General features: G+C 66.5%; 15 protein-coding genes. 9 read left to right on the forward strand and 6 right to left on the reverse strand.

From position 1 onward, the window contains the following. Positions 1–660: 660 nt before the first annotated feature. Positions 661–1,008: a phasin family protein gene (locus VN11_RS02495; protein WP_049455872.1), complete on the reverse strand. Its 348-nt coding sequence runs from the start codon at positions 1,006–1,008 to the stop codon at positions 661–663. Positions 1,009–1,123: 115 nt separating this feature from the next. Next, positions 1,124–1,486 carry a 6-carboxytetrahydropterin synthase QueD gene (gene queD / locus VN11_RS02500; RefSeq protein ID WP_053448692.1) on the reverse strand — a complete coding sequence of 121 codons (363 nt, stop codon included), beginning with the start codon at positions 1,484–1,486 and terminating at the stop codon, positions 1,124–1,126. A 193-nt stretch (positions 1,487–1,679) separates the two neighbouring features. Between queD and VN11_RS02505 the strand changes: the two genes are divergently transcribed. Then, complete coding sequence (locus VN11_RS02505; protein ID WP_053448693.1) at positions 1,680–4,319, forward strand: TonB-dependent receptor; 2,640 nt, start codon at positions 1,680–1,682, stop codon at positions 4,317–4,319. 74 nt (positions 4,320–4,393) lie between these two features. Next, on the forward strand, positions 4,394–6,988 hold the full coding sequence (locus VN11_RS02510) for a M14 family metallopeptidase (RefSeq protein ID WP_053448694.1): 2,595 nt from the start codon (positions 4,394–4,396) through the stop codon (positions 6,986–6,988). Positions 6,989–7,525: 537 nt separating this feature from the next. Here the strand turns inward: VN11_RS02510 and VN11_RS02515 are convergent. Next, the gene (locus VN11_RS02515) at positions 7,526–8,941 is read right to left on the reverse strand and encodes a DEAD/DEAH box helicase (protein WP_053448695.1); all 1,416 of its coding nucleotides are present in this window, start codon (positions 8,939–8,941) and stop codon (positions 7,526–7,528) included. A gap of 873 nt (positions 8,942–9,814) precedes the next feature. Between VN11_RS02515 and VN11_RS02520 the strand changes: the two genes are divergently transcribed. Both VN11_RS02520 and maiA read left to right on the forward strand, forming a co-directional pair. Then, on the forward strand, positions 9,815–10,804 hold the full coding sequence (locus tag VN11_RS02520; protein ID WP_049458252.1) for a fumarylacetoacetate hydrolase family protein: 990 nt from the start codon (positions 9,815–9,817) through the stop codon (positions 10,802–10,804). Between the two features lie 14 nt (positions 10,805–10,818). Continuing rightward, positions 10,819–11,487, forward strand: a complete 669-nt coding sequence (gene maiA / locus VN11_RS02525; protein ID WP_053448696.1) for a maleylacetoacetate isomerase — start codon at positions 10,819–10,821, stop codon at positions 11,485–11,487. Positions 11,488–11,536: 49 nt separating this feature from the next. Here the strand turns inward: maiA and VN11_RS02530 are convergent, their stop codons facing one another. The 3 genes from VN11_RS02530 to VN11_RS02540 form a co-directional block, all read right to left on the reverse strand. Continuing rightward, positions 11,537–12,997: a UdgX family uracil-DNA binding protein gene (locus VN11_RS02530; RefSeq protein ID WP_053448697.1), complete on the reverse strand. Its 1,461-nt coding sequence runs from the start codon at positions 12,995–12,997 to the stop codon at positions 11,537–11,539. After that, the gene (locus VN11_RS02535; RefSeq protein WP_053448698.1) at positions 12,978–14,261 is read right to left on the reverse strand and encodes a putative DNA modification/repair radical SAM protein; all 1,284 of its coding nucleotides are present in this window, start codon (positions 14,259–14,261) and stop codon (positions 12,978–12,980) included. Before VN11_RS02535 ends, VN11_RS02530 begins: the two co-directional genes overlap by 20 nt. Before the next feature lie 123 nt (positions 14,262–14,384). Continuing rightward, a complete protein-coding gene (locus VN11_RS02540) occupies positions 14,385–15,512 on the reverse strand; it encodes a PilT/PilU family type 4a pilus ATPase (RefSeq protein ID WP_053448699.1) in 1,128 nt (375 codons plus the stop codon). Positions 15,513–15,633: 121 nt separating this feature from the next. Between VN11_RS02540 and VN11_RS02545 the strand changes: the two genes are divergently transcribed. The 5 genes from VN11_RS02545 (at position 15,634) to VN11_RS02565 (ending at position 20,439) form a co-directional block, all read left to right on the forward strand. Continuing rightward, on the forward strand, positions 15,634–15,999 hold the full coding sequence (locus tag VN11_RS02545; protein ID WP_005415160.1) for a DUF4398 domain-containing protein: 366 nt from the start codon (positions 15,634–15,636) through the stop codon (positions 15,997–15,999). Continuing rightward, positions 15,996–16,880, forward strand: a complete 885-nt coding sequence (locus tag VN11_RS02550) for an OmpA family protein (RefSeq protein ID WP_080281838.1) — start codon at positions 15,996–15,998, stop codon at positions 16,878–16,880. The genes VN11_RS02545 and VN11_RS02550 overlap by 4 nt, the downstream gene beginning before the upstream one ends. Before the next feature lie 323 nt (positions 16,881–17,203). Further along, entirely contained in the window at positions 17,204–17,440 is a 237-nt protein-coding gene (locus VN11_RS02555) for a YdcH family protein (protein WP_004154075.1), read from the forward strand. A 301-nt stretch (positions 17,441–17,741) separates the two neighbouring features. Beyond that, positions 17,742–19,112, forward strand: a complete 1,371-nt coding sequence (locus VN11_RS02560) for a pyridoxal-phosphate dependent enzyme (protein WP_053448700.1) — start codon at positions 17,742–17,744, stop codon at positions 19,110–19,112. A 133-nt stretch (positions 19,113–19,245) separates the two neighbouring features. Then, on the forward strand, positions 19,246–20,439 hold the full coding sequence (locus VN11_RS02565) for a cystathionine gamma-synthase (protein WP_053448701.1): 1,194 nt from the start codon (positions 19,246–19,248) through the stop codon (positions 20,437–20,439).

A 20,439-nucleotide genomic window follows, 5' to 3' on the forward strand; every position in this document is an offset into this window, starting at 1 on the left:
GCGGATTGTTCTGCGCGGCGCAGGGCGGAGGCCCTTGCGTACGAATGTCCTCCGGCGCCGGCCGTTGGCCGTCACCTCCCCCTTTACTTCGTACGCAAGGGCCTCCGCCCTGCGTTCGGAGTTCGTCGGCGCCTCCTTGAAAGGCTGCTGCGAGTACTGCGCTTTACCTGCCGCAAGCTAAGCTTCGTCGGGGCCCATCCGTTCGCGGCAATTGTGGACGAAGACGCGCGTGCGGCGGATTGTTCTGCGCGGCGCAGGGCGGAGGCCCTTGCGTACGAATGTCCTCCGGCGCCGGCCGTTGGCCGTCACCTCCCCCTTTACTTCGTACGCAAGGGCCTCCGCCCTGCGTTCGGAGTTCGTCGGCGCCTCATTGAAAGGCTGCCGCGAGCACTGCGCTTTACCTGCCGCAAGCCGAGCCTCGTCGGGGTGGGCAGGGGTCTGGGCAAAGTAAAGGAGGAGGTGACGGCCAACGGCCGGCGCCGGGGGACATTTGCCCAGGTCCCTGCCCACCCCGGCGGGGCCCTTCAGCTCGCAGAGAGTCCAGACGAAGAAGTGCCTCGGAATCCAAACGTCAGGCAAAAAAAGACCCGGCAGAGGGAGGGATCTGCCGGGTCCGGATTGCATGGGGGGAGGGACCCATGCAATGAGCGTTGCGTCGCGTCAGTGGCTGTTCGCGTCCGCGCTTGATTCGTTGTAGCCCTGCACCAGTTCGGACCAGGCCTTGCCGGCCTGCAGGCCGAGGCCGACCACGTCCTGCTGGGCCTGGCCCAGCCGCTGCAGGTTGTCCTGCCACAGCTGCGTGCCCTTGCTGAGCACCCCGGCCGCATCGTCGCTGCGGGCCAGTTCACCCAGCCAGCCACCGGTCGCGGTCAGGTTCCGCTCCAGCGCCTTCAGCTGCACGCCGAACATGCTTTCGGCGTTCTCCAACGCCAACCGGTTCGCACGCGTTGCCGCGGCAGCAAGCTGGCGGGTGGCATCACTGAAGCGATCGCTGAAGGCGGCGGCCATGGGCATCAGAGTGTGACTTGATGCAATGCAGCATACGCCGTTGATGCCGCATTGCAACAAAAATAACGAAGGCGCCCATGGCGCCTTCAGAAAACCTTTCAGATCAATGATTTGATCAGATGGCCGGGCCGCGGTAGCGGCAGCCGGAGGTACAGGTCTCGTGCACGGTGATCTCGCTCAGCGCCGGCAGGCTGGGCTTGAGCTCGTTCCAGATCCACACCGCCAGGTTCTCGCTGGTCGGGTTCTCCAGGCCGGGGATGTCGTTGAGGTAGTGATGGTCCAGGCGCTCGTAGATCGGCTGGAATGCCGCCTTCACGTCACCGAAATCCATGATCCAGCCCGTCTGCGCGCCGGGCTCGCCCTCGACCTTCAGTTCCACCCGGAACGAGTGGCCGTGCAGGCGCGCGCACTTGTGCCCCGGCGGCACGTTGGGGAGGCGGTGCGCCGCCTCGAGCATGAAGACTTTGAAGATTTCCATGGCGGCGATTGTACGCCGCGGCTGTCGCCTCTGGCCGGGTGGATGTTGGTTGCTCGTGAAGAAACTCTTTTCATCCGGATGAAGAGATGATAGTTTCTCTTATATCCGTATGAAGAGATGTTATTGGCCGGACCCCGGCCAGGCATGGACTACTGCGGAACTTCGTCGTCCTTACCACCTCCCCCACATCGTCATGCCCAAGCACACCCTGCTCGTGGCGGCCCTGGCCGTCGCTCTGGCCGCGCCTTTGTCCGCCGCCGCCGAATCCTCCGCCGATGCCAGTGGCGAAGCCAGCACGCTGGCCGCCGTGCGCGTCACCGGTTCCAACATCAAGCGCACCGATACCGAAGCCTCCAACCCGGTGCAGGTGATCGGTCGCCAGCAGCTGGAACAGACCGGCAAGGCCACCGTGGCCGATGTGCTGCGCTCGATCTCGGCCAATACCGGCAACGCCAGCAACGAAACCACCAACAACGGCTGGGCCTCCGGCTCGGCTGGCATCGGCCTGCGTGGCCTGTCGCAGAAGAACACGCTGGTGCTGCTCAACGGCCGCCGCCTGGCCAACTACGGCTTCCCGGCCGGCGGCCTGTCCGACACCTTCGTCGACCTCAACGCGCTGCCGCTGGTCGCAGTGGAGCGCATCGAAGTGCTCAAGGACGGCGCCTCGGCCGTCTACGGCTCCGATGCGGTGGCTGGCGTGGTCAACATCATCACCCGGCAGAACTTCGAAGGCGCCGAGATCGGTGGCAGCTTCGGCGGCGCCGACCAGGGCGGCCTGCACGAGCAGAACCTGAAGTTCGTCGGCGGCCTCGGTGATCTCGACACCGATGGCTACAACATCCTGTTCAGCCTGCAGGGCTACAACCGCGAGCGCCTGGACCAGGACGAACGCAACCTGACCAGGAGCGGCATCTACACCGACAAGCCGGGCGGCCGCTGGAACGGCTGGTCGGCCAAGGGCGCGCGCTACCTGGTGAACGGAGTGTCGGTGCCGATGCTCGATGCCAACGGCAACTGCCCGACCGGCACCACCCGCGTTGCCAGCGCGCCGATCGACGGCCTGGCCGGCGATACCTGCGGTTTCAACCAGGCGCCGTTTACCACCCTGATTCCGTCGACCAAGCGCTACCAGGCCTACGCCAACGGTACCTTCCGCCTGAACGACAACGTCGAAGCCTTCGGCGAAGTGCTGTACAGCCAGATCAAGAGCACCGCGTGGTTCGGCAGCAGCCCGTTCTTCACTCTGGAAAGCGGGCGCTTCGCACTGAACGCGGACAGTGGCCTGGCCGAGCCGGTGTCGTCGCTGCTGCCGGCCAACAATCCGTACAACCCGTACGGCCGCGCGATCCCGATCGAGTACACCTTCTTCGACCTTGGCGGCACCCTCAAGACCAACCGTTCCACCGCCTATCGCGGCGTGTTCGGCCTGCGTGGCACCACCGCGAAGTGGGACTGGGAAGTGGCCGCGTTCGGGGCGCGCAGCAGCGAGCGCGAGAGCGTGTCCGGTGGCTTCGCCAACCGCTGGGCGCTGGCCGATGCACTGGCCACCGGCAGCTACAACCTGCTCAACCCGGCAGCCACGCCGCAGTCGGTGCGTGATGCGATCAACATCGCCACCCTGCGTCCGGCCGAGTCCAAGCTGCAGGGCATCGACGCGAAGATTTCCGGCAGCCTGGGCCACACCTGGGCCGGTGAGATCGGCTTCGCCGCCGGTGCCGAGTGGCGGCGCGAGAAGCTGGACTCCAACAATCCATGGCAGATCGATGCCGGCCTGCAGGTGCGCCCGGCCATCGCCGAAGTGCATGGCCAGCGCCAGGTCAGTGCCGCCTACGCCGAAGTGAACGTGCCGCTGGCCTCGACGCTGGAGTTGTCGGCGGCCGCACGTGCCGACCACTACGATGACTTCGGCAATGCGTTCTCGCCGAAGCTCGGCCTGCGCTGGCAGCCGCTGGACGTCCTGCTGGTGCGTGCCTCAGCCTCGAAGGGCTTCCGCGCGCCGTCGCTGTCGGAGAACTCCAACAGCACCAGCATCGCCTACGGCAGCGTGGTGGATCCGCGTGACCCGGACGTGCCCGGTTCGCGCCAGAACCCGACCTTCTTCACCGTCGGCAACAATGCACTGAAGCCGGAGCGTACCAAGAGCGTGAACTTCGGCGTGGTGCTGTCGCCGTGGGCCAACACCAACCTGAGCGTGGACTACTACCGCATCCAGCTGGACAACCTGGTCGGCACCAACAACACCCAGACCCTGGTCAACGACAACGTGGCCGGTGCCGTGCAGCGCGACGAGCGCGGCAAGCTGCAGGCGGTCTACAACCGCTACCAGAACCTGAGCGAGCTGAAGACCTCGGGCATCGATGTCGAGCTGCGCCAGCGCATCCCGACCGCAGCGCTGGGTGACTTCACCGTGTCTTCGGCCTACACCCACGTGCGTGACTACCGTCGCCCGACCGTGGTCGGCGGCCCGCTGGTCGACTACGCCGGTAGCAACCTCGGCGCGACCCTGCCCAAGGACAAGGCCACCACCACGCTGGACTGGAAGCATGGCGACTTCAACGCGGCGGTGACCTGGTACTACACCAGCAGCTACCGCCAGGAAGCCAGCACCGCGGCCAAGGCCGTGCAGCAGCGTGTCGGCAGCTACAGCCAGTACGACCTGTACCTGGCCTACACCGGCGTCGACAAGCTCACCGTGTACGCCAAGGTGCAGAACCTGGCCGACAAGACGCCGCCGTACGACGCCTCGTTCCCGGGCATCCGCGCGCCGTACGACTTCAGCCAGTACGACCTGCGCGGCCGCTACTTCACGCTGGGCTTCGACTACCGCTTCTGATCCACCCACCGCGGCCGGCTACCCAAGGGAGCCGGCCGCGCGACTACCTGCCGTTGTGTTCCAGGGGAGCCACCGTGTCCTTGCATCGCCGTGCCGTTCTTCCGTTGCTGATCGCCGCAGTCACTGCACTGTCCTCGCCGCAGCCGGCGCAGGCACAGAGCGCGTACTTCTTCCCGCAGGCCACCGAAGCGGCCGCATTCGATACGTCCATTCCCACACCGGAACAGTTCCTCGGCTATCCGGTCGGCAGCCGTTACACCCGGCATGACCAGCTGGTGGCCTACTTCCAGGAACTGGCGAAACGCTCGGACAAGATCAGCGTGCGCGAGATCGGCCGCAGCTACGAGGGACGCCCGCTGTTGATCGCCACGGTCACTGCGGCGGGCAACCAGGCGCGACTGGAACAGATCCGCCAGCAGCACGCGACCCTGGTCGATCCGGCGCAGCCGCGCAGCGCCGCCGGTGACAGCCCGGTGGTGGTGTGGCTGGGCTACAGCGTGCACGGCAACGAGACCTCCAGTGCCGAAGCCGCGATGCTGACCGCGTACTACCTGGTGGCCAACCAGAGTGCAGAAACCCAGCGCTGGCTGCAGCAGGCCGTGGTGCTGTTCGACCCGGCGCAGAATCCGGACGGCCGTGATCGCGCGGCCAACTGGCACAACGCATGGGCCTCGGACCCGGCTTCGGCCGATCCGGCCGACAAGGAACACGTCGAGCCGTTCCCGCAGGGCCGCACCAACCACTACTTCACCGACCTCAACCGCGATTGGCTTGCGCTGACCCAGCAGGAGTCGCGGCCGAAGGTGGAGGTGTTCCACCAGTGGTACCCGAACGTGCAGATCGACTTCCACGAGATGGGCAAGGACAGCACCTACTACTTCGAGCCGTCGCCGAAGAGCATGCACAGCCCGTTGATCCCGGCGGCATCGTACGAATTCAACAAGACCCTGGCCAAATACCATGCGCAGGCGCTGGATGCGCTGGGTTCGCTGTACTACACCGGGGAAAACTTCGACAACTTCTCGCCGGTCTATGGCTCCACCTATCCAGACTTCCACGGCGCGGTCGGCGTGACCGTCGAGCAGGCCAGTTCACGGGGCCGCGTACAGGAATCGGTGAATGGCGTGTTGACGTTCCCGTTCACCATCCGCAACCAGCTTGCTACCGGGCTCGGCACGGTGCGTGGTGCAGTGACCGAGCGCAGCGGCCTGTTCGACCTGCAGAAGCAGTTCTTCCAGAGCGCACTGAAGCAGGCCGCGCAGCAGCCGGTGAAGAGCTTCGTGTTTGGCGATGCGCGTGATCCGGCACTGACCCGCCGCCTGCTGGAATTGTTGCTGCTGCATCGCATCGAGGTGCGCGCGCTGGATCGTGCGGTCACCGTGGATGGGCAGCACTTCGCGCCGGGCAACGCCTACGTGGTGCCGGTGCAGCAGGCGCAGTTCCGGTTGGTGCATTCGATCTTCGCCGAGACGCCGCCGATCAAGGGCGACGTGTTCTACGGCAGCACCAGCTACGCGATCGCACCGGCCTACGGCGTGGCGTTCGGGGGCAGTCGCAGCCGCATCGACGGTGGCGCCCGCATCGCGGAGCTTCCGCCGATACAGGGCGAGGTGCTTGGCGGCCAGGCCGGGTTTGCCTATGTCATCGACTGGCGCGACTACAACGCGGGCCGGGCGCTGGCGGTGCTGCAGGGCAAGGGCCTGAGTACACGCGCAACCTTCCAGCCGTTCACTGCCGCCACCGCACAGGGCGAGGCGGACTTCGCCGCCGGCAGCATCGTCATTCCGGTGGCCGGGCAGCCGCTGCAGGGCGCGGCGCTGCTGGACGCGGTGCGCGCCGCCGCACGCGCTGCCCGCGTGCAGGTGCATGCGCTGTCCAGTGGGCGCAGCCGCGAGGGCGTTGACCTGGGCAGCGATGGCGTCAAGGCGCTGCGCAAGCCAGCCGTGGCACTGGTGATGGGCGAGGGCGTGGCCGCCACCGAGATTGGCTCGGCCTGGTTCCTGCTTGACCAGCAACTGCAGCTTCCGGCCAGCAAGCTGGATCCGCAGCAGCTGGGCAAAGTGCCGCTGGATCGCTACACCACGATCGTGCTGTCCGGCGGCACCTATACCGGCGTCGATGCCACCGCGGTGGCTGCACTGAAGCGCTGGGTGCAGGCCGGAGGCTCTCTGGTGACCTACGGCAGTGCTTCGAAGTGGGCGATCGAACAGAAGCTGGCCGAGGGCGAGACGCTTGGCAAGGAAGAAGAGGCTGCTGGTGAGAGCCGCCGTGCGTTCGGCGACCAGCGCGATATTGCCGCGATCGAGCGGGTCAGCGGCAACATCCTCAGTGCCGACGTGGACACCAGCCATCCGTTGGCGTTCGGCGTGCCGCGCCGGCAGCTGTCGATCAACAAGGAAAACACGGTGACGTTGCAGCCGAGCGCGAATCCGTTCTCGACCGTGGTGCGCATCGACACGCCGCCGCGGGTGAATGGCTACCTGTCAGAGCGCAACCGCACGCGGGTGGCGGGCAGCGCGTGGCTGCTGGTGTCGGCGCAGGGGCAGGGCAACGTGGTGCTGTTTGCCGATGATCCGGCGCATCGCAAGTACTGGCACGGGACGGATCGACTGCTGATCAACGCGATCTTCTTCGGGAATCTGGTGAATCCGAGTAAAGCACGGGGTTGAGGCGTTTGGCGCCGAGTTGTTGCTGAGTTTGGGAGGCAGGGGGCCTCAGCCAGGACACGCCGTAAACCCATCCATGGGGGCTCGATGGCGCCATCCATGGCGCCAACGGTCCTGGCTGAGGCCCCCTGCCTCCCATGACAGTTTCCTGCGGGCGCGGACGCATCAAACCCAAGGCGGGAGCAATAGCAAAAGCAAAAGCAAAAAGCCGTCGGTTTCGGCTTTTGCCTTTGAATTTGAAATTGAATTTGAATTTGATCTCTCTTCGCCCGGCTACCGGGCGGGAGAAGAAGGCGCAGGCAATGCTTGAAGCGGATGGGCATGGGGGCAGCGCAGAACCGTTGGCGCCATGGATGGCGCCATCGAGCTTACATGGACGTATTTACAGCGTGTTCTGCGCTGCCCCCATGCCCATCCGCCCTCGGTACTGCCACCGCGTGCTCTATCACCCGGTAGCCAGCAAAAAAAAGGACGGCGCCTCAGCGCCGTCCCTCGATAGCCCCCCGCGCAGCGGGAAGCACAACAAACCCTCAGCTGGGATCAGCCGGCGCGACCGCCGCCGTTGCCACCCTGGCCGCGGCCACGGCCGCCACCATTGCCGCCACCACCACGACGCTGGCCCGCGCCCGCACCGGCACGCTGCTGGCCATTGCCACCGCCCTCGCGACGGCCGCCGCCGGACTTCTTCGGGCCGGCATGCGCATGGCGCGGTGCATCACCGTGCGGACGGCGCGCGTGGTTCTTGCGCGGTGCGCGCTCGCCGGTATCGTGCTCGGCCTTGCCCGGTGCACTGTTGCCCCAGCGGATCGGCGTCTGCAGCTCGAAGCCCGGCACATCGCGGATGTCCATGTCGCGGCCCAGCAGGCGCACGATCGCGCGCAGCAGCTTCACTTCATCCTGCGCCACCAGCGAAATCGCCTGGCCGGTGGCACCGTTGCGGCCGGTACGGCCGATGCGGTGCACGTAATCCTCGGCCACCATCGGCAGGTCGAAGTTGATCACCTTCGGCAGCTCGTTGATGTCGATGCCACGCGCGGCGATGTCGGTGGCCACCAGCACGGTCACGCGGCCCGCCTTGAAGTCGCCCAGCGCACGCAGGCGCTGGCCCTGGCTCTTGTTGCCGTGGATCGCCGCGGTCTTGATGCCCGACTTTTCCAGGAACGTGGCCAGCTTGTCGCTGCCATGCTTGGTGCGAGCGAAGACCAGGGTCTGCTCGCGGCTGTCCTGCGCCAGCAGGTGCAGCAGCAGGTCGCGCTTGCGGCCGGCATCGACCGGGTGCACGCGGTGGGTGATGGTTTCGGCCACGGTGTTCTTCGGCGTCACCTGGATCTGTTCCGGGTTGCGCATGAACTCCAGCGCCAGCTGGCGGATGTTGTCCTCGAAGGTGGCCGAGAACAGCAGGGTCTGGCGGTTCTGCTTCGGCAGCTTGGCCAGGATGCGCTTGATCGACGGCAGGAAGCCCATGTCGAGCATGCGGTCGGCTTCGTCCAGCACCAGCAGTTCAATGCCGGACAGGTCGATGCTGCGACGCTCCAGGTGGTCGATCAGGCGGCCCGGGCAGGCCACCAGCAGGTCCACGCCGCGGCGCAGGATGTCCAGCTGGTTGCCCATGCCGACGCCGCCGTAGATGCAGGCGCTGGGGATACGCAGGTACTTGCTGTAGCCGCGCAGGCTGTCATGCACCTGGGTGGCCAGTTCGCGGGTCGGGGCCAGGATCAGCGCGCGCGGCTTGCGCGGGCCGCTGCGCACTTCCTGCGAGGCGGTGCCCAGGTGCTGCAGCAGCGGCAGGCCGAAGGCGGCGGTCTTGCCGGTGCCGGTCTGAGCGCCGGCCAGCAGGTCGCGACCGGCCAGCGCCAGCGGGATCGCCTGCTGCTGGATCGGGGTCGGGTTTTCGTAGCCCTGCTCGGCGAGCGCACGCAGCAGGAAGGGCGCCAGGCCCAGCGATTCAAAAGACATTGAGTTTGCTCCAAGTACAAGAAACGCCTGTCCGACTGGACAGACGGGGGCAGATCAAACTGATCGGCTGACTCGGAGCGTTCCCGTGAACCGCGCTGCGAGAATTGGGTGCAGCCGGCACGAAGCGCAGGCTGGAATGCGTGACGAACGGCGTCGGAGTGGGGGCGGGCGAAGAGGGCGGACCCAGATCGCCGGCGATCCCGGAGGGAAACGGACGGCCGCTGCAGACCCCGCAAGTCTAAACGATGTTTGAGACTTCACGCAAAAAGGCCTGTTCAGGTAGGGGGCTGCCTGCAGGGCTTGCAGCCCTGCACCCGCAGAGGCCAGAGCCAAGGCCGGAGCAAGATCAAAAGCCGGGTTCCTGTGGGTTGGCGGGGTGGGTCCGGTTGCGGGAGACGCCGTAAACCCGTCCATGGGGGCTTGGCCGCGGCATCCATGCCGCTCACGCCCCTGCCACCGGACCCACCCCGCCTTCGACAGTTTTCCGCGATCTGTCAGATCTCATTCGATTTGTCTCGATATCTGATGGATTTCGACGATGAATGACGTGGATGTTCGATCCGTCATCGGGAAATTGTTGGGGGTGGGGCGGTGTCGGATTGCGGGGTGTCCGCGGCATGGATGCCGCGGCCAAGCCCCCAGGGACGGGTTTACGGCGTCCCCGCAATCCGACACCGCCCCGCCCAACCCACAGACAACCCAGAGCCGCTCTGGCAATTGACGTTGCTTTGGCTTGCAAAGCAGGTGCAGGGCTGCAAGCCCTGCCGAACCCCCCACTGCGGTAGGGTGGGCCGATGCCGCGCTGCAGCTTGGCGCCGCCGCATATTTGATTACACTTGAAACTTGTTTGCCCATGACTCCGGACACCCACCCATGAAGCTTGGTTCTTTGAAGGAAGGCGGCCGCGACGGCACCCTGATCGTCGTCTCGCGTGACCTGCGCCACGGCGTGCGCGCTACCGGCATTGCCGCCACCCTGCAGCAGGCCCTGGAAGACTGGAGCCACATCGCGCCGCGCCTGAACGCCCTGTATGAATCGCTCAACGCCGGCGATGCCGACGGCGTGTTCGACCTCGACCCGCAGGCGCTGGCCGCGCCGATGCCGCGCGCCTATGAGTTCGTCGACGGCAGCGCCTACCTTCCGCACGTCGAGCGCGTGCGCCGTGCCCGTGGCGCCGAGGTGCCGGAGAGCTTCTACACCGATCCGCTGATGTACCAGGCCACCAGCGCAGGCTTCTACGGCCCGCGTGACGCGGTCAAGGTGGTCAGCGAGGACTACGGCATCGACCTGGAAGCGGAGATCGTGGTCATCACCGACGACGTGCCGATGGCGGCAACGCCGGAACAGGCGGCGGGCCATATCCAGCTGGTCGGTCTGGTCAACGACGTCTCGCTGCGCAACCTGATTCCGGGCGAACTGGCCAAGGGCTTTGGCTTCCTGCAGTCCAAGCCGCGCTCGGCGCTCTCGCCGGTGTTTGTCACCCCCGATGAGCTGGGCGCCGCCTGGCAGGACAGCAAGGTGCACCTGCCGCTGCTGACCCATATCAACGGGACGTGGTTCGGCGCGCCGGAAGCGGGCGTGGACATGCAGTTCAACTTCGCCCAGCTGGTCGCGCATGCGGCCAAGACCCGTCCGCTCGGCGCCGGCACCATCGTCGGCTCGGGCACCATCGCCAACGAGGACACCAGCAAGGGCGCCTCGTGCTTCGCAGAGCAGCGCGTGGTCGAGACCCTGCGCGACGGCAAGCCGAGCACGCCGTTCATGTCCTTTGGTGACGTGGTCCGTATCGAGATGCTCGATGCCGCCGGCAACAGCATCTTCGGTGCGATCGAGCAGCGCATCGAGCAGGCGGCCAAGCCCTGAGCATGGAGGCGGCAATGGAGATCCCGGTCGACGACGGCATCGTGCTGTACACCTACTGGCGATCCAGCGCCGCCTACCGCGTGCGCATCGCGCTCGAGCTGAAGGGCCTGGCCTGGGACGCACGGCCGGTGCACCTGGTGCGCGAGGGCGGCGAGCAGCACCTCGACGCCTATCGCGCGCTGAATCCGCAGCAGCTGGTGCCCACCCTGCTGCATGACGGGCACACGCTGACCCAGTCGTTGGCGATCGTCGAGTATCTGGACGAGCGTTTCCCGCAGGTGCCGCTGCTGCCGGCCGACGCCGCCGGCCGCGCGCGGGTGCGTGCGCTGGCCCAGCTGGTGGCCTGCGATATCCATCCGATCAACAACCTGCGGGTGATGCAGTACCTGGAGCGCAACCTGCAGCTGCCGGCCGATGCCCGCACGCAGTGGACCCTGCACTGGATCGCTGAAGGCCTGGCTGCCATGGAAGCGATGCTGGCCAGCAGTCGCGACACCGGCACCTTCTGCCACGGCGACCGCCCGGGCCTGGCCGACCTCTGCCTGCTGCCGCAGCTGTACAACGCCCACCGCTTCGGCCTGGACCTGACGCCGTACCCGACCCTGCTCCGTATCGAAGCGGCCTGCCAGGCGCTGGACGCCTTCGACCGCGCCCGCCCGCAAAACCAGCCCGACGCCGCCTGAAAGAAAAAAAGGGGACGGAGGGGATTAAGTCGTTTGTGGCACAAACGACTTAATCCCCTCCGTCCCCTTTCTGCAGCAGCTGGGCCAGGTCATCGCGGAACAGGCGATAGGCCTTCTCGCGGCGTACGACATCGCCCTGCCGCAGCACCCACGCCGGGTGCACGGTGGCGTAGCCGCGGGTGCCGTCCTCCAGTGTGTGCCAGCGTCCACGGTCGCGCGACAGATTGAAGTCACGGCCAAATACCGAGGCTGCCGCGGTTGCGCCCAGGCAGACGATGACCTGCGGCCGCACCCGCGCGATCTCGCCCATCAGCCACGGCCGGCAGGCCTGGATGTGGCGGCTTTCCGGACGCTTGTGCAGCCGGGTCCTGCCGCGGCGCTCATGGTGGAAGTGCTTCACCGCGTTGGTCAGGTACAGCGCGGCGCGGTCGATACCCAGCTCGGCCAGTGCGCGGTCCAGCAGTTGCCCGGCCGGGCCGGCGAAGGGCTGGCCACGCAGATCCTCGGTATCGCCAGGCTGTTCCCCCACCAGCATCACGCCGGCATCGGCCGGCCCCTGGCCGAACACCGTCTGCGTCGCGGTCTCCCACAGTGGGCACTGGCGGCAGGCGCTGGCCTGTTGCCGCAGAGTCTGCAGGCTGCGGGTATCGGTAGCCGATGTCGCCACCTCTTCACGCATGGGAATCCTGCGCTGCGGCGCCTGTGCGGGACGATCATGCATTTCCTGCACGCGATCGCCTGCATCGCGCACCAGGCGCGGCAGCAACTGCGCCTCCGGCAGATGCCGCCAGTACTTCGCCGGCATCTCCTGCATCATCATCCGCGTATTGAGCCGGGCCGGATTGAAGATGCTGGCGTAGTAGGTCTGCCACAGGGCCTCCCGCGCATCCTCGGCCGGAGCGTCCTCACGCCGTGCCCCTGGGCCAAAGGCAAGCGCCTGCCCATCCCACGCGACGCTGCGCGAGGGTGTCAGGATGGCCCAGCGCATGCCGGTGAAGCGACGCGCGAAGAACGGTGCCACCCGATCGACGATGTGGTGCTGGGGTTCGAACCACGCGATGAACGCCTCGGGCTGGCCCGGAACCTCGCGAAAGCGCACGAATGCCTTCATCTTGTGCGTGTCACGGCGGACGGCCTGGGCCAGTGCCATCGCACGCAGCACATCGGCATCGGCGGGGTTGGTCAGCACCGCACGTTCGCCATGGGTGATCCGCCATAGCAGCCGATACAGCAGTGACAGGCGCTGCGGCTCGCGATGGCACAGGCAGGTGGCGGCCAGGTCGAGGAATTCGCGCGGGACGTTGGGAGCGGTTGCACCTGCCGGCGCCGCTGCCTGCTGCACCAGCGGCGCATCCAGCAGCGACGCTTCGCTGCCTTCGAGCCAGTCCAGCTGCTCGGGCGGCACGCCGCGCAGCAACGCATCACGCGCGCCGTCGCGCCAGGCCTGCAGTGACCAGGCCGGGTCCACCCGCTGCGACCAGCGCTGCGCGTCAGGCTGCCGGCGGTGCATCGAACAGCGATCCCTGGCGCGGAGGTGGGGCCAGCTGCGCACGCAGCGCGGCCGGATCATCCAGCGCCTTGCGCGGGTGATGGTCGGCCAGCAGCACGAACGGCAGCAGCTTGCTCATCGGCGCCTTCAGGCGGGCGATGTCGGCTACGCGCAGGCGCCCATGACGGCGCGCCATCAGCACGCGCTTTGCATTGCGCACCCCCAGGCCGGGCACCCGCAGCAGCATTTCCTTCGGGGCACGGTTCAGATCGACCGGAAAGCGTTCGGGATGGCGGATCGCCCAGGCCATCTTCGGATCGATATCCAGATCGAGCATCCCGCCTTGCGTGGTGTCGGTGATCTCGTCCACGCCATAGCCATAGAAGCGCAACAGCCAGTCGGCCTGGTACAGCCGGTGCTCGCGCTGTAGCGGCGGGGGTTGCAGGGGCAGTTGCCGGCTGGCATCGGGAATCGGGCTGAACGCGGAGTAGTAGACCCGGCGCATGCGGTAGTTGCCGTACAGGCTGTCGGCGCTGGTCAGGATCTGCTGGTCACTGGCGCCATCGGCACCCACGATCATCTGTGTGCTCTGGCCTGCCGGTGCGAAACGCGGCTGCTTCGGCCGCGCGCTGCGGGTGACTGCCGGTGCCAGCACGGCCGGTGCCTTGCGCGCCTCCCTGGCTTCCTCGATCCGCCAGCGCAGCTCGCCCATCGCGCCACGGATCGAGTGCACGGTCTTCTCCGGCGCCAGTGCACTCAGGCCGGCCTCGGTGGGCAGCTCCACGTTGATGGACAGGCGGTCGGCGTGGCGCCCGGCACTGGCCAGCAGCTCGGGCGAGGCTTCGGGAATGGTCTTGAGGTGGATGTAGCCGGCGAATCGATGTTCCTCGCGCAGGCGCCGCGCCACCTCCACCATCTGTTCCATCGTGTAATCGGCATTGCGGATGATGCCGCTGGAGAGGAACAGCCCTTCGATGTAGTTGCGCTTGTAGAAATCCAGGGTGAGCGTGACCACCTCGTCCACGCTGAAACGCGCGCGGGCCACGTTGCTGGAAACGCGGTTCACGCAATAGGCACAGTCGTAGACGCAGAAGTTGGTCAGCAGGATCTTCAGCAGCGATACGCAGCGGCCATCCGGCGTATAGCTGTGGCAGATGCCCATGCCTTCGGTGCTGCCGATGCCGCCGCTGGCACGCGAATCACGCTTCCCCGAGCCGCTGGAGGCGCAGGACGCATCGTATTTGGCGGCATCGGCGAGGATGGCCAGCTTGCGGATGGTTTCCATTGAGGAAACCTACGGACGGGAGGTCTCATCGGATGAGACACCTCCTGAACCCTTCAGAAAAAGGGGACGGAGGGAATCAAGTCGTAAGTGCATTTACGACTTGATTCCCTCCGTCCCCTTTTTCTAGAAGCCGTGGGTGATGCTGGGTGCGCCGGCCGAGAAATCCGCGTACGGGTCGTGTTCGCCGCTGCTGCCTTCGGACAGGCGGAACTTCAGCGCAAGGCCATCGCGTGAGTCGGCCGCGCGCAGCGCCTCCTCCTGATCGATGACGCCGGCCTTGGCCAGCCGGAACAGGCACTGGTCGAAGCTCTCCATACCTTCTTCCAGCGAGCCTTCCATCGCCGCCTTGATCTCGTGCACCTGGCCGCGACGCAGCAGGTCGCGGATCATCGGCGTGTTGATCAGCACCTCGGTGGCCGGCAGGCGGCGACCCTCCTTGTTCTTCACCAGGCGCTGGCTGATCACCGCACGCAGGTTCAGCGCCAGGTTCATCAGCACGTTCTTGTGCGCGCTTTCCGGGAAGAAGTTGAGGATGCGCTCGATGGTCTGGTCGGCGTTGTTGGAGTGCAGGGTGGCCAGGCACAGGTGGCCGGTTTCGGCGAAGGCGATCGCCGCCTCCATCGTCTCCGCATCCAGGATCTCGCCGATCAGGATCACGTCCGGCGCTTCACGCATGGCGTTCTTCAACGCGTTATGGAAGGCATGGGTGTCCAGCCCGACCTCGCGCTGGTTGACGATCGACATCTTGTGCTTGTGCAGGTACTCGATCGGGTCCTCGATGGTGAGGATGTGCCCGGTGGTGGTGCTGTTGCGGTGGTCGATCATCGACGCCAGCGAGGTGGACTTGCCCGAGCCGGTGGACCCCACCACCAGCACCAGCCCGCGCGGGGTCATGATGACGTCCTTCAACACCTGCGGCAGGTTCAGCTCCTCGATGCTCGGGATGCGGCTGCGGATGGCGCGGATGACCATGCCGACTTCGCCCCGCTGCTTGAACACGTTGACGCGGAAGCGCCCGGCATCGGGCAGGGCGATGGCCATGTTGAGCTCCAGCTCGCGCTCGAACTGCGGCACCTGGCCTTCATCCATCAGCGAGTAGGCGATCTTCTTGACCATGCCCGGCGGCAGGCCGGTATTGCCCAGCGGATAGAGCTTCCCCTCGATCTTGATGTAGACCGGTGCCCCGGTGGTCAGAAACATGTCCGAAGCGTTCTTTTCGGTCATCAGATTCAGGAAGTAGCCGATATCCATTGCGAATTTTCCCCAACGAAACGGCCGACGCCCGTTGCCAGCACGGTGTCGGCTTGACGACAATGGCCGTGAACCGACAACCGGTACGGCCTCCCCAATGAAACGACTTAGCTTCGCACGAATGCGCCATGGCCTGTATGTGATGGCGTTTGCATTCGCACTGTCTGCCCCCGCCTGGGCGCAGGACGCCGCGCTGGAACTGGCGCAGGCCCGGCAGGCGGTGGACAAGGCCACCCAGGCCGATGCCGACCAGTACGCCCCGGACCTGATCGGGCTGGCCCGCCAGGGGCTGGAGCAGGCCCAGCGCGCCGCCGGCGACCGCCGCGAGCGCAAGAACGCCCCGGCGATGGCCCTGCGTGCCGCCGCCGACGCCGACCTGGCCCGCGTCCGCAGCGAGGAAGCCACCGTCACCGCACAGCTGCAGCTGCGCCGCAACGAGGTCAACCAGCTGCAACGCCAGCTGTCGACCGGGGAGGACCGCCGGTGAAGCCGATGACTGCCGCAACCCTGGCCGCGCTGCTGGCGCTGCCGACCCTGGCCGTGGCCGCCGACAACCCGATGGTGGCGCAGCTGAGCCAGCGCCTGATGGCCATCCAGGCCAACCCCGACACCGCTGAGCTGGGCGCGTTCGAGCGCATGCAGGCCCAGCAGGCGATCGCCACCCTGGACAAGGCCAAGCGCCGCGACCAGGAACTGGCCACCTATCTGGCCGAGCGCCGGGTGGAGATCGCCGAGACCGCCGTGCGTACCGCGATGGCCGCGCGTGAGGTCGACCGCCTGGAACGTACCCGCAGCGATCTGCTGATCGAGGCCAGCCGCCGCGATGCGGCCCGCGCCCGCCAGGAAGCCGAGCAGCTGCGCATGCAGGCGCAGATGCAGGCCGAGGAGGCCGAGCGCCTGCGCCAGGCCGCCGAGGCCGAGACCCTGGCCCGCCAGGATGCCGAGAATGCGTTGACCAGCGTGGCCGGCAAGCAGCAGCAGCGCCTCAGCGCCGCCCAGCAGAACGCCGCCAAGCTGGCCCGCGAGGAAGCCGAGCTGGTGTCCGGGCAGAAGCTGCCGGGCTCGAAGTTCGATGGCCGTGGCGAAGTCTTCACCTTCAATGGCGACGCGTTCGCCGCCGGCGCCTCCAGCCTGTCCGGCGGCGCCCGCAACCAGGCCAAGGCACTGGCCGAATACCTGAACATCGGCAAGAAGGGCCGCCTGCGCATCGAGGCCTACGACAATGCCAATGGCGTGGGCCAGAAGCGTGCCGAAGCGCTGCGCGACGCCCTGGTCGCAGCCGGTGTCGCCAGCAACCGGATCCAGGTCAGCGGCAAGAAGGCAGCGTCCACCCGGGCGCGCTCGGCCGAGGTCATCATCGCCCCGTAATGCATTGATATTGTTTGTTTTTCGTTGCGATGAGCATTCAGCCTGAACCCCGCCCCGGCGGGGTTCGGTCTTTTTGACGCAGGGGCTTGAACCCCGCCCGGAGCAGGCGTAGGGTCAATCGTCCGGGACGCAATGCCGCGGACCGGACGATGGGAGGGCCGGGCCGATGCAAGCAGGGCGCGAACCGCAGCAGATCGACGTGCGCAGGCCAGTGCCGCAGGTCGTTGCAGGCGTCCAGGTGGCCATCGACCGGCACTCCTCCATGAACAACGCCCCGTGCCTTGCGGCCGGGGCGTTCGTGTATCTGTCGAAGGAGGTCCATCATGTTTGAAGATCAGCCCCAGAGCGAGATCGACGCACGTCGCGCGCGTGATCCGGAGTTCAGGGCACTCCATGACCAGCACCGCAAGTTGAACAAGAAGTGCATGGACGCGGAGTTGGGTGTACTCCCGATCGATGATGTCACCCTGGGTCGCATGAAGCGCGAGAAGCTGCTGGCCAAGCAACGACTTCTGCGAATGTACGAAACACCGCTCCCGATGACGTCCCCCACGCTTTGACGCACCCCGTCGCGCCCGGAACGGCGTGACCCCGGCCAGTGATGGTCCCGCCGGGCGCTCCTGCCCCGGCATCGCGGCACCGCCGATGAGGCGGCCGCGCCAAGGCACCACAGGCGGTGGTGCCTTGGCCTGCAGGCACAACTCACCGATGCGGGCGGTACCGGTCTCCTCGTCGATCCGGGGCCGCCCGCATCTCTTTCAGGGCGGGCGTCCGGGTAGGTCGATTCCGACCTGACATTCAACGCCATCCGGCGGATAATCATCGGTCCTGCCCCGTGCGGCGCGAACCGACAGCCCCCGAATGCCCATCCATTCTTCCGTCCTCGAACTCATCGGCCAGACCCCGATCGTCAAGGCCCAGCGCCTGGACACCGGCGTCTGCGAGCTCTATCTGAAGCTCGAGAGCGCCAACCCGGGCGGATCGATCAAGGATCGCATCGGCCTGTCGATGATCGAGGCGGCGGAACAGCGGGGAGATCTGAAGCCGGGCGCGACCCTGGTCGAGGGCACCGCCGGCAACACCGGCCTGGGCCTGGCGCTGGTCGCCCAGCAGAAGGGCTACAAGCTGATCCTGGTCGTTCCCGACAAGATGAGCCGCGAGAAGATCTTCAACCTGAAGGCGATGGGTGCCGAAGTGCGCCTGACCCGCTCGGATGTGGCCAAGGGCCACCCCGAGTACTACCAGGATCTGGCCAAGACCATCGCCGAGCAGACCCCGGGCGCCTATTTCATCAACCAGTTCGGCAACCCGGACAACCCGGCCGCGCACGAGTTCGGCACCGGCCCGGAGATCCTCGAGCAGATGGGCGGCGATCTGGACGCCATCGTGTTCGGCTGCGGCAGCTCCGGCACCATGACCGGCCTGTCGCGCGCGTTCGCCAAACTGTCGCCGAAGACCGAACTGGTGCTGGCCGATCCGGTCGGCTCGATCCTGGCCGAGTACATCAATGAGGGCAACCTCAACGACAAGTCGGGCAGCTGGCTGGTCGAAGGCATCGGCGAGGATTTCCTGCCGTCGATTTCCGACTTCAGCCGTGTCACCAAGGCCTATGCCATCAGCGACGCCGAGAGCTTCCACACCGCGCGTGAGCTGCTGGGCAAGGAAGGCATCCTGGGTGGCTCGTCCACCGGCACCCTGCTGGCCGCCGGCCTGAAGTACTGCCGCGAGCAGAGCACGCCGAAGAAGGTGCTGGTGCTGGTGCCGGACACCGGCAACAAGTACCTGTCGAAGATGTACAACGACTACTGGATGCTGGACAACGGCTTCCTGCAGCGCCCGCAGCACGGCGACCTGCGTGATCTGATCCTGCGCCCGTACGGCCAGCGCGACACCGTGGTGATCGGCCCGAACGACCTGCTGACCACCGCCTACCAGCGCATGAAGTTGTACGACGTCTCTCAGCTGCCGGTGATGGACGGCGACCAGCTGGTCGGCATCGTCGATGAAAGCGACGTGCTGCTGCATGTCTATGGTGATGAAGCGCGCTTCCGCGACACCGTCGCCACCGCGATGGTCAGCAAGCTGGACCGGCTGGACGTGAAGTCGCCGATCGAGGCCCTGCTGCCGGTGTTCGACCGTGGCCAGGTGGCGATCGTGATGGACGGCAACAGCTTCCTGGGCCTGATTACCCGCATCGACCTGCTGAACTATCTACGCCGTCGCGTGCAGTAAGCCGAAGATTCCTGCAGATCGTCACAGATCGCCACTGAATTCCGGTTTATCTGCGTCAAAGGTCGTTAAGGCCTCGCTGATAGACTCCCGATCCTTTGACGGCGCCGCAGGTCGGCGCCATTCAGGAAACGACATGTCCCACTCTTCTTCGCCCGACCGGGCACTGGCTCTGGCCACCCTGGCCATCCACGGCGGCCAGTCGCCGGACCCGAGCACCGGCGCGGTAATGCCGCCGATCTACGCCACCTCGACCTATGCCCAGTCCAGCCCGGGCGAGCACCAGGGTTTCGAGTACTCGCGTACCCACAACCCGACCCGCTTCGCCTACGAGCGCTGCGTGGCATCGCTGGAAGGCGGCACCCGCGGCTTCGCCTTCGCCTCGGGCATGGCGGCCAGCTCGACGGTGATCGAGCTGCTGGATGCCGGCAGCCACGTGGTGGCGATGGATGACATCTACGGTGGCAGCTTCCGCCTGTTCGAGCGCGTGCGTCGGCGCACCGCCGGGCTGGATTTCAGTTTCGTCGACCTGACCGACCTGGATGCGTTCGAAGCGTCCATCACGGCGAAGACGAAGATGGTCTGGATCGAGACTCCGACCAACCCGATGCTGAAGATCGTCGACATCGCCGCGGTCGCCGCCATCGCCAAGCGCCATGGCCTGATCGTGGTGGTCGACAACACCTTCGCCTCGCCGATGCTGCAGCGCCCGCTGGACCTGGGTGCCGACCTGGTCCTGCATTCGGCCACCAAGTACCTCAACGGCCACTCGGACATGGTCGGTGGCATGGTGGTGGTGGGTGACAACACCGAACTGGCCGAGCAGATGGCCTTCCTGCAGAACTCGGTGGGGGGCGTGCAGGGCCCGTTCGACAGCTTCCTGGCCCTGCGTGGCCTGAAGACCCTGCCGCTGCGCATGAAGGCGCACTGTGCCAACGCGCTGGCGCTGGCGCAGTGGCTGGAAAAGCACCCGGCGGTGGAGAAGGTGATCTATCCGGGCCTGCCGTCGCATCCGCAGCACGAGCTCGCCGGCAAGCAGATGGCCGGCTATGGCGGCATCGTCTCGATCGTGCTCAAGGGCGGTTTCGAGGCGGCCAAGCGTTTCTGCGAGAAGACCGAGCTGTTCACCCTGGCCGAGTCGCTGGGCGGCGTGGAGAGCCTGGTCAACCACCCGGCGGTGATGACCCATGCCTCGATCCCGGTGGCGCGTCGCGAACAGCTGGGCATCAGTGATGCGCTGGTGCGGTTGAGCGTCGGTGTGGAGGACCTGGGGGACCTGCAGGTGGACCTGGAAAACGCATTGGATGCGGCTGCCCTCCGCGGTGCCTGA

The organism is Stenotrophomonas maltophilia (assembly GCF_001274595.1).
GTDB classification, from domain to species: domain Bacteria; phylum Pseudomonadota; class Gammaproteobacteria; order Xanthomonadales; family Xanthomonadaceae; genus Stenotrophomonas; species Stenotrophomonas forensis.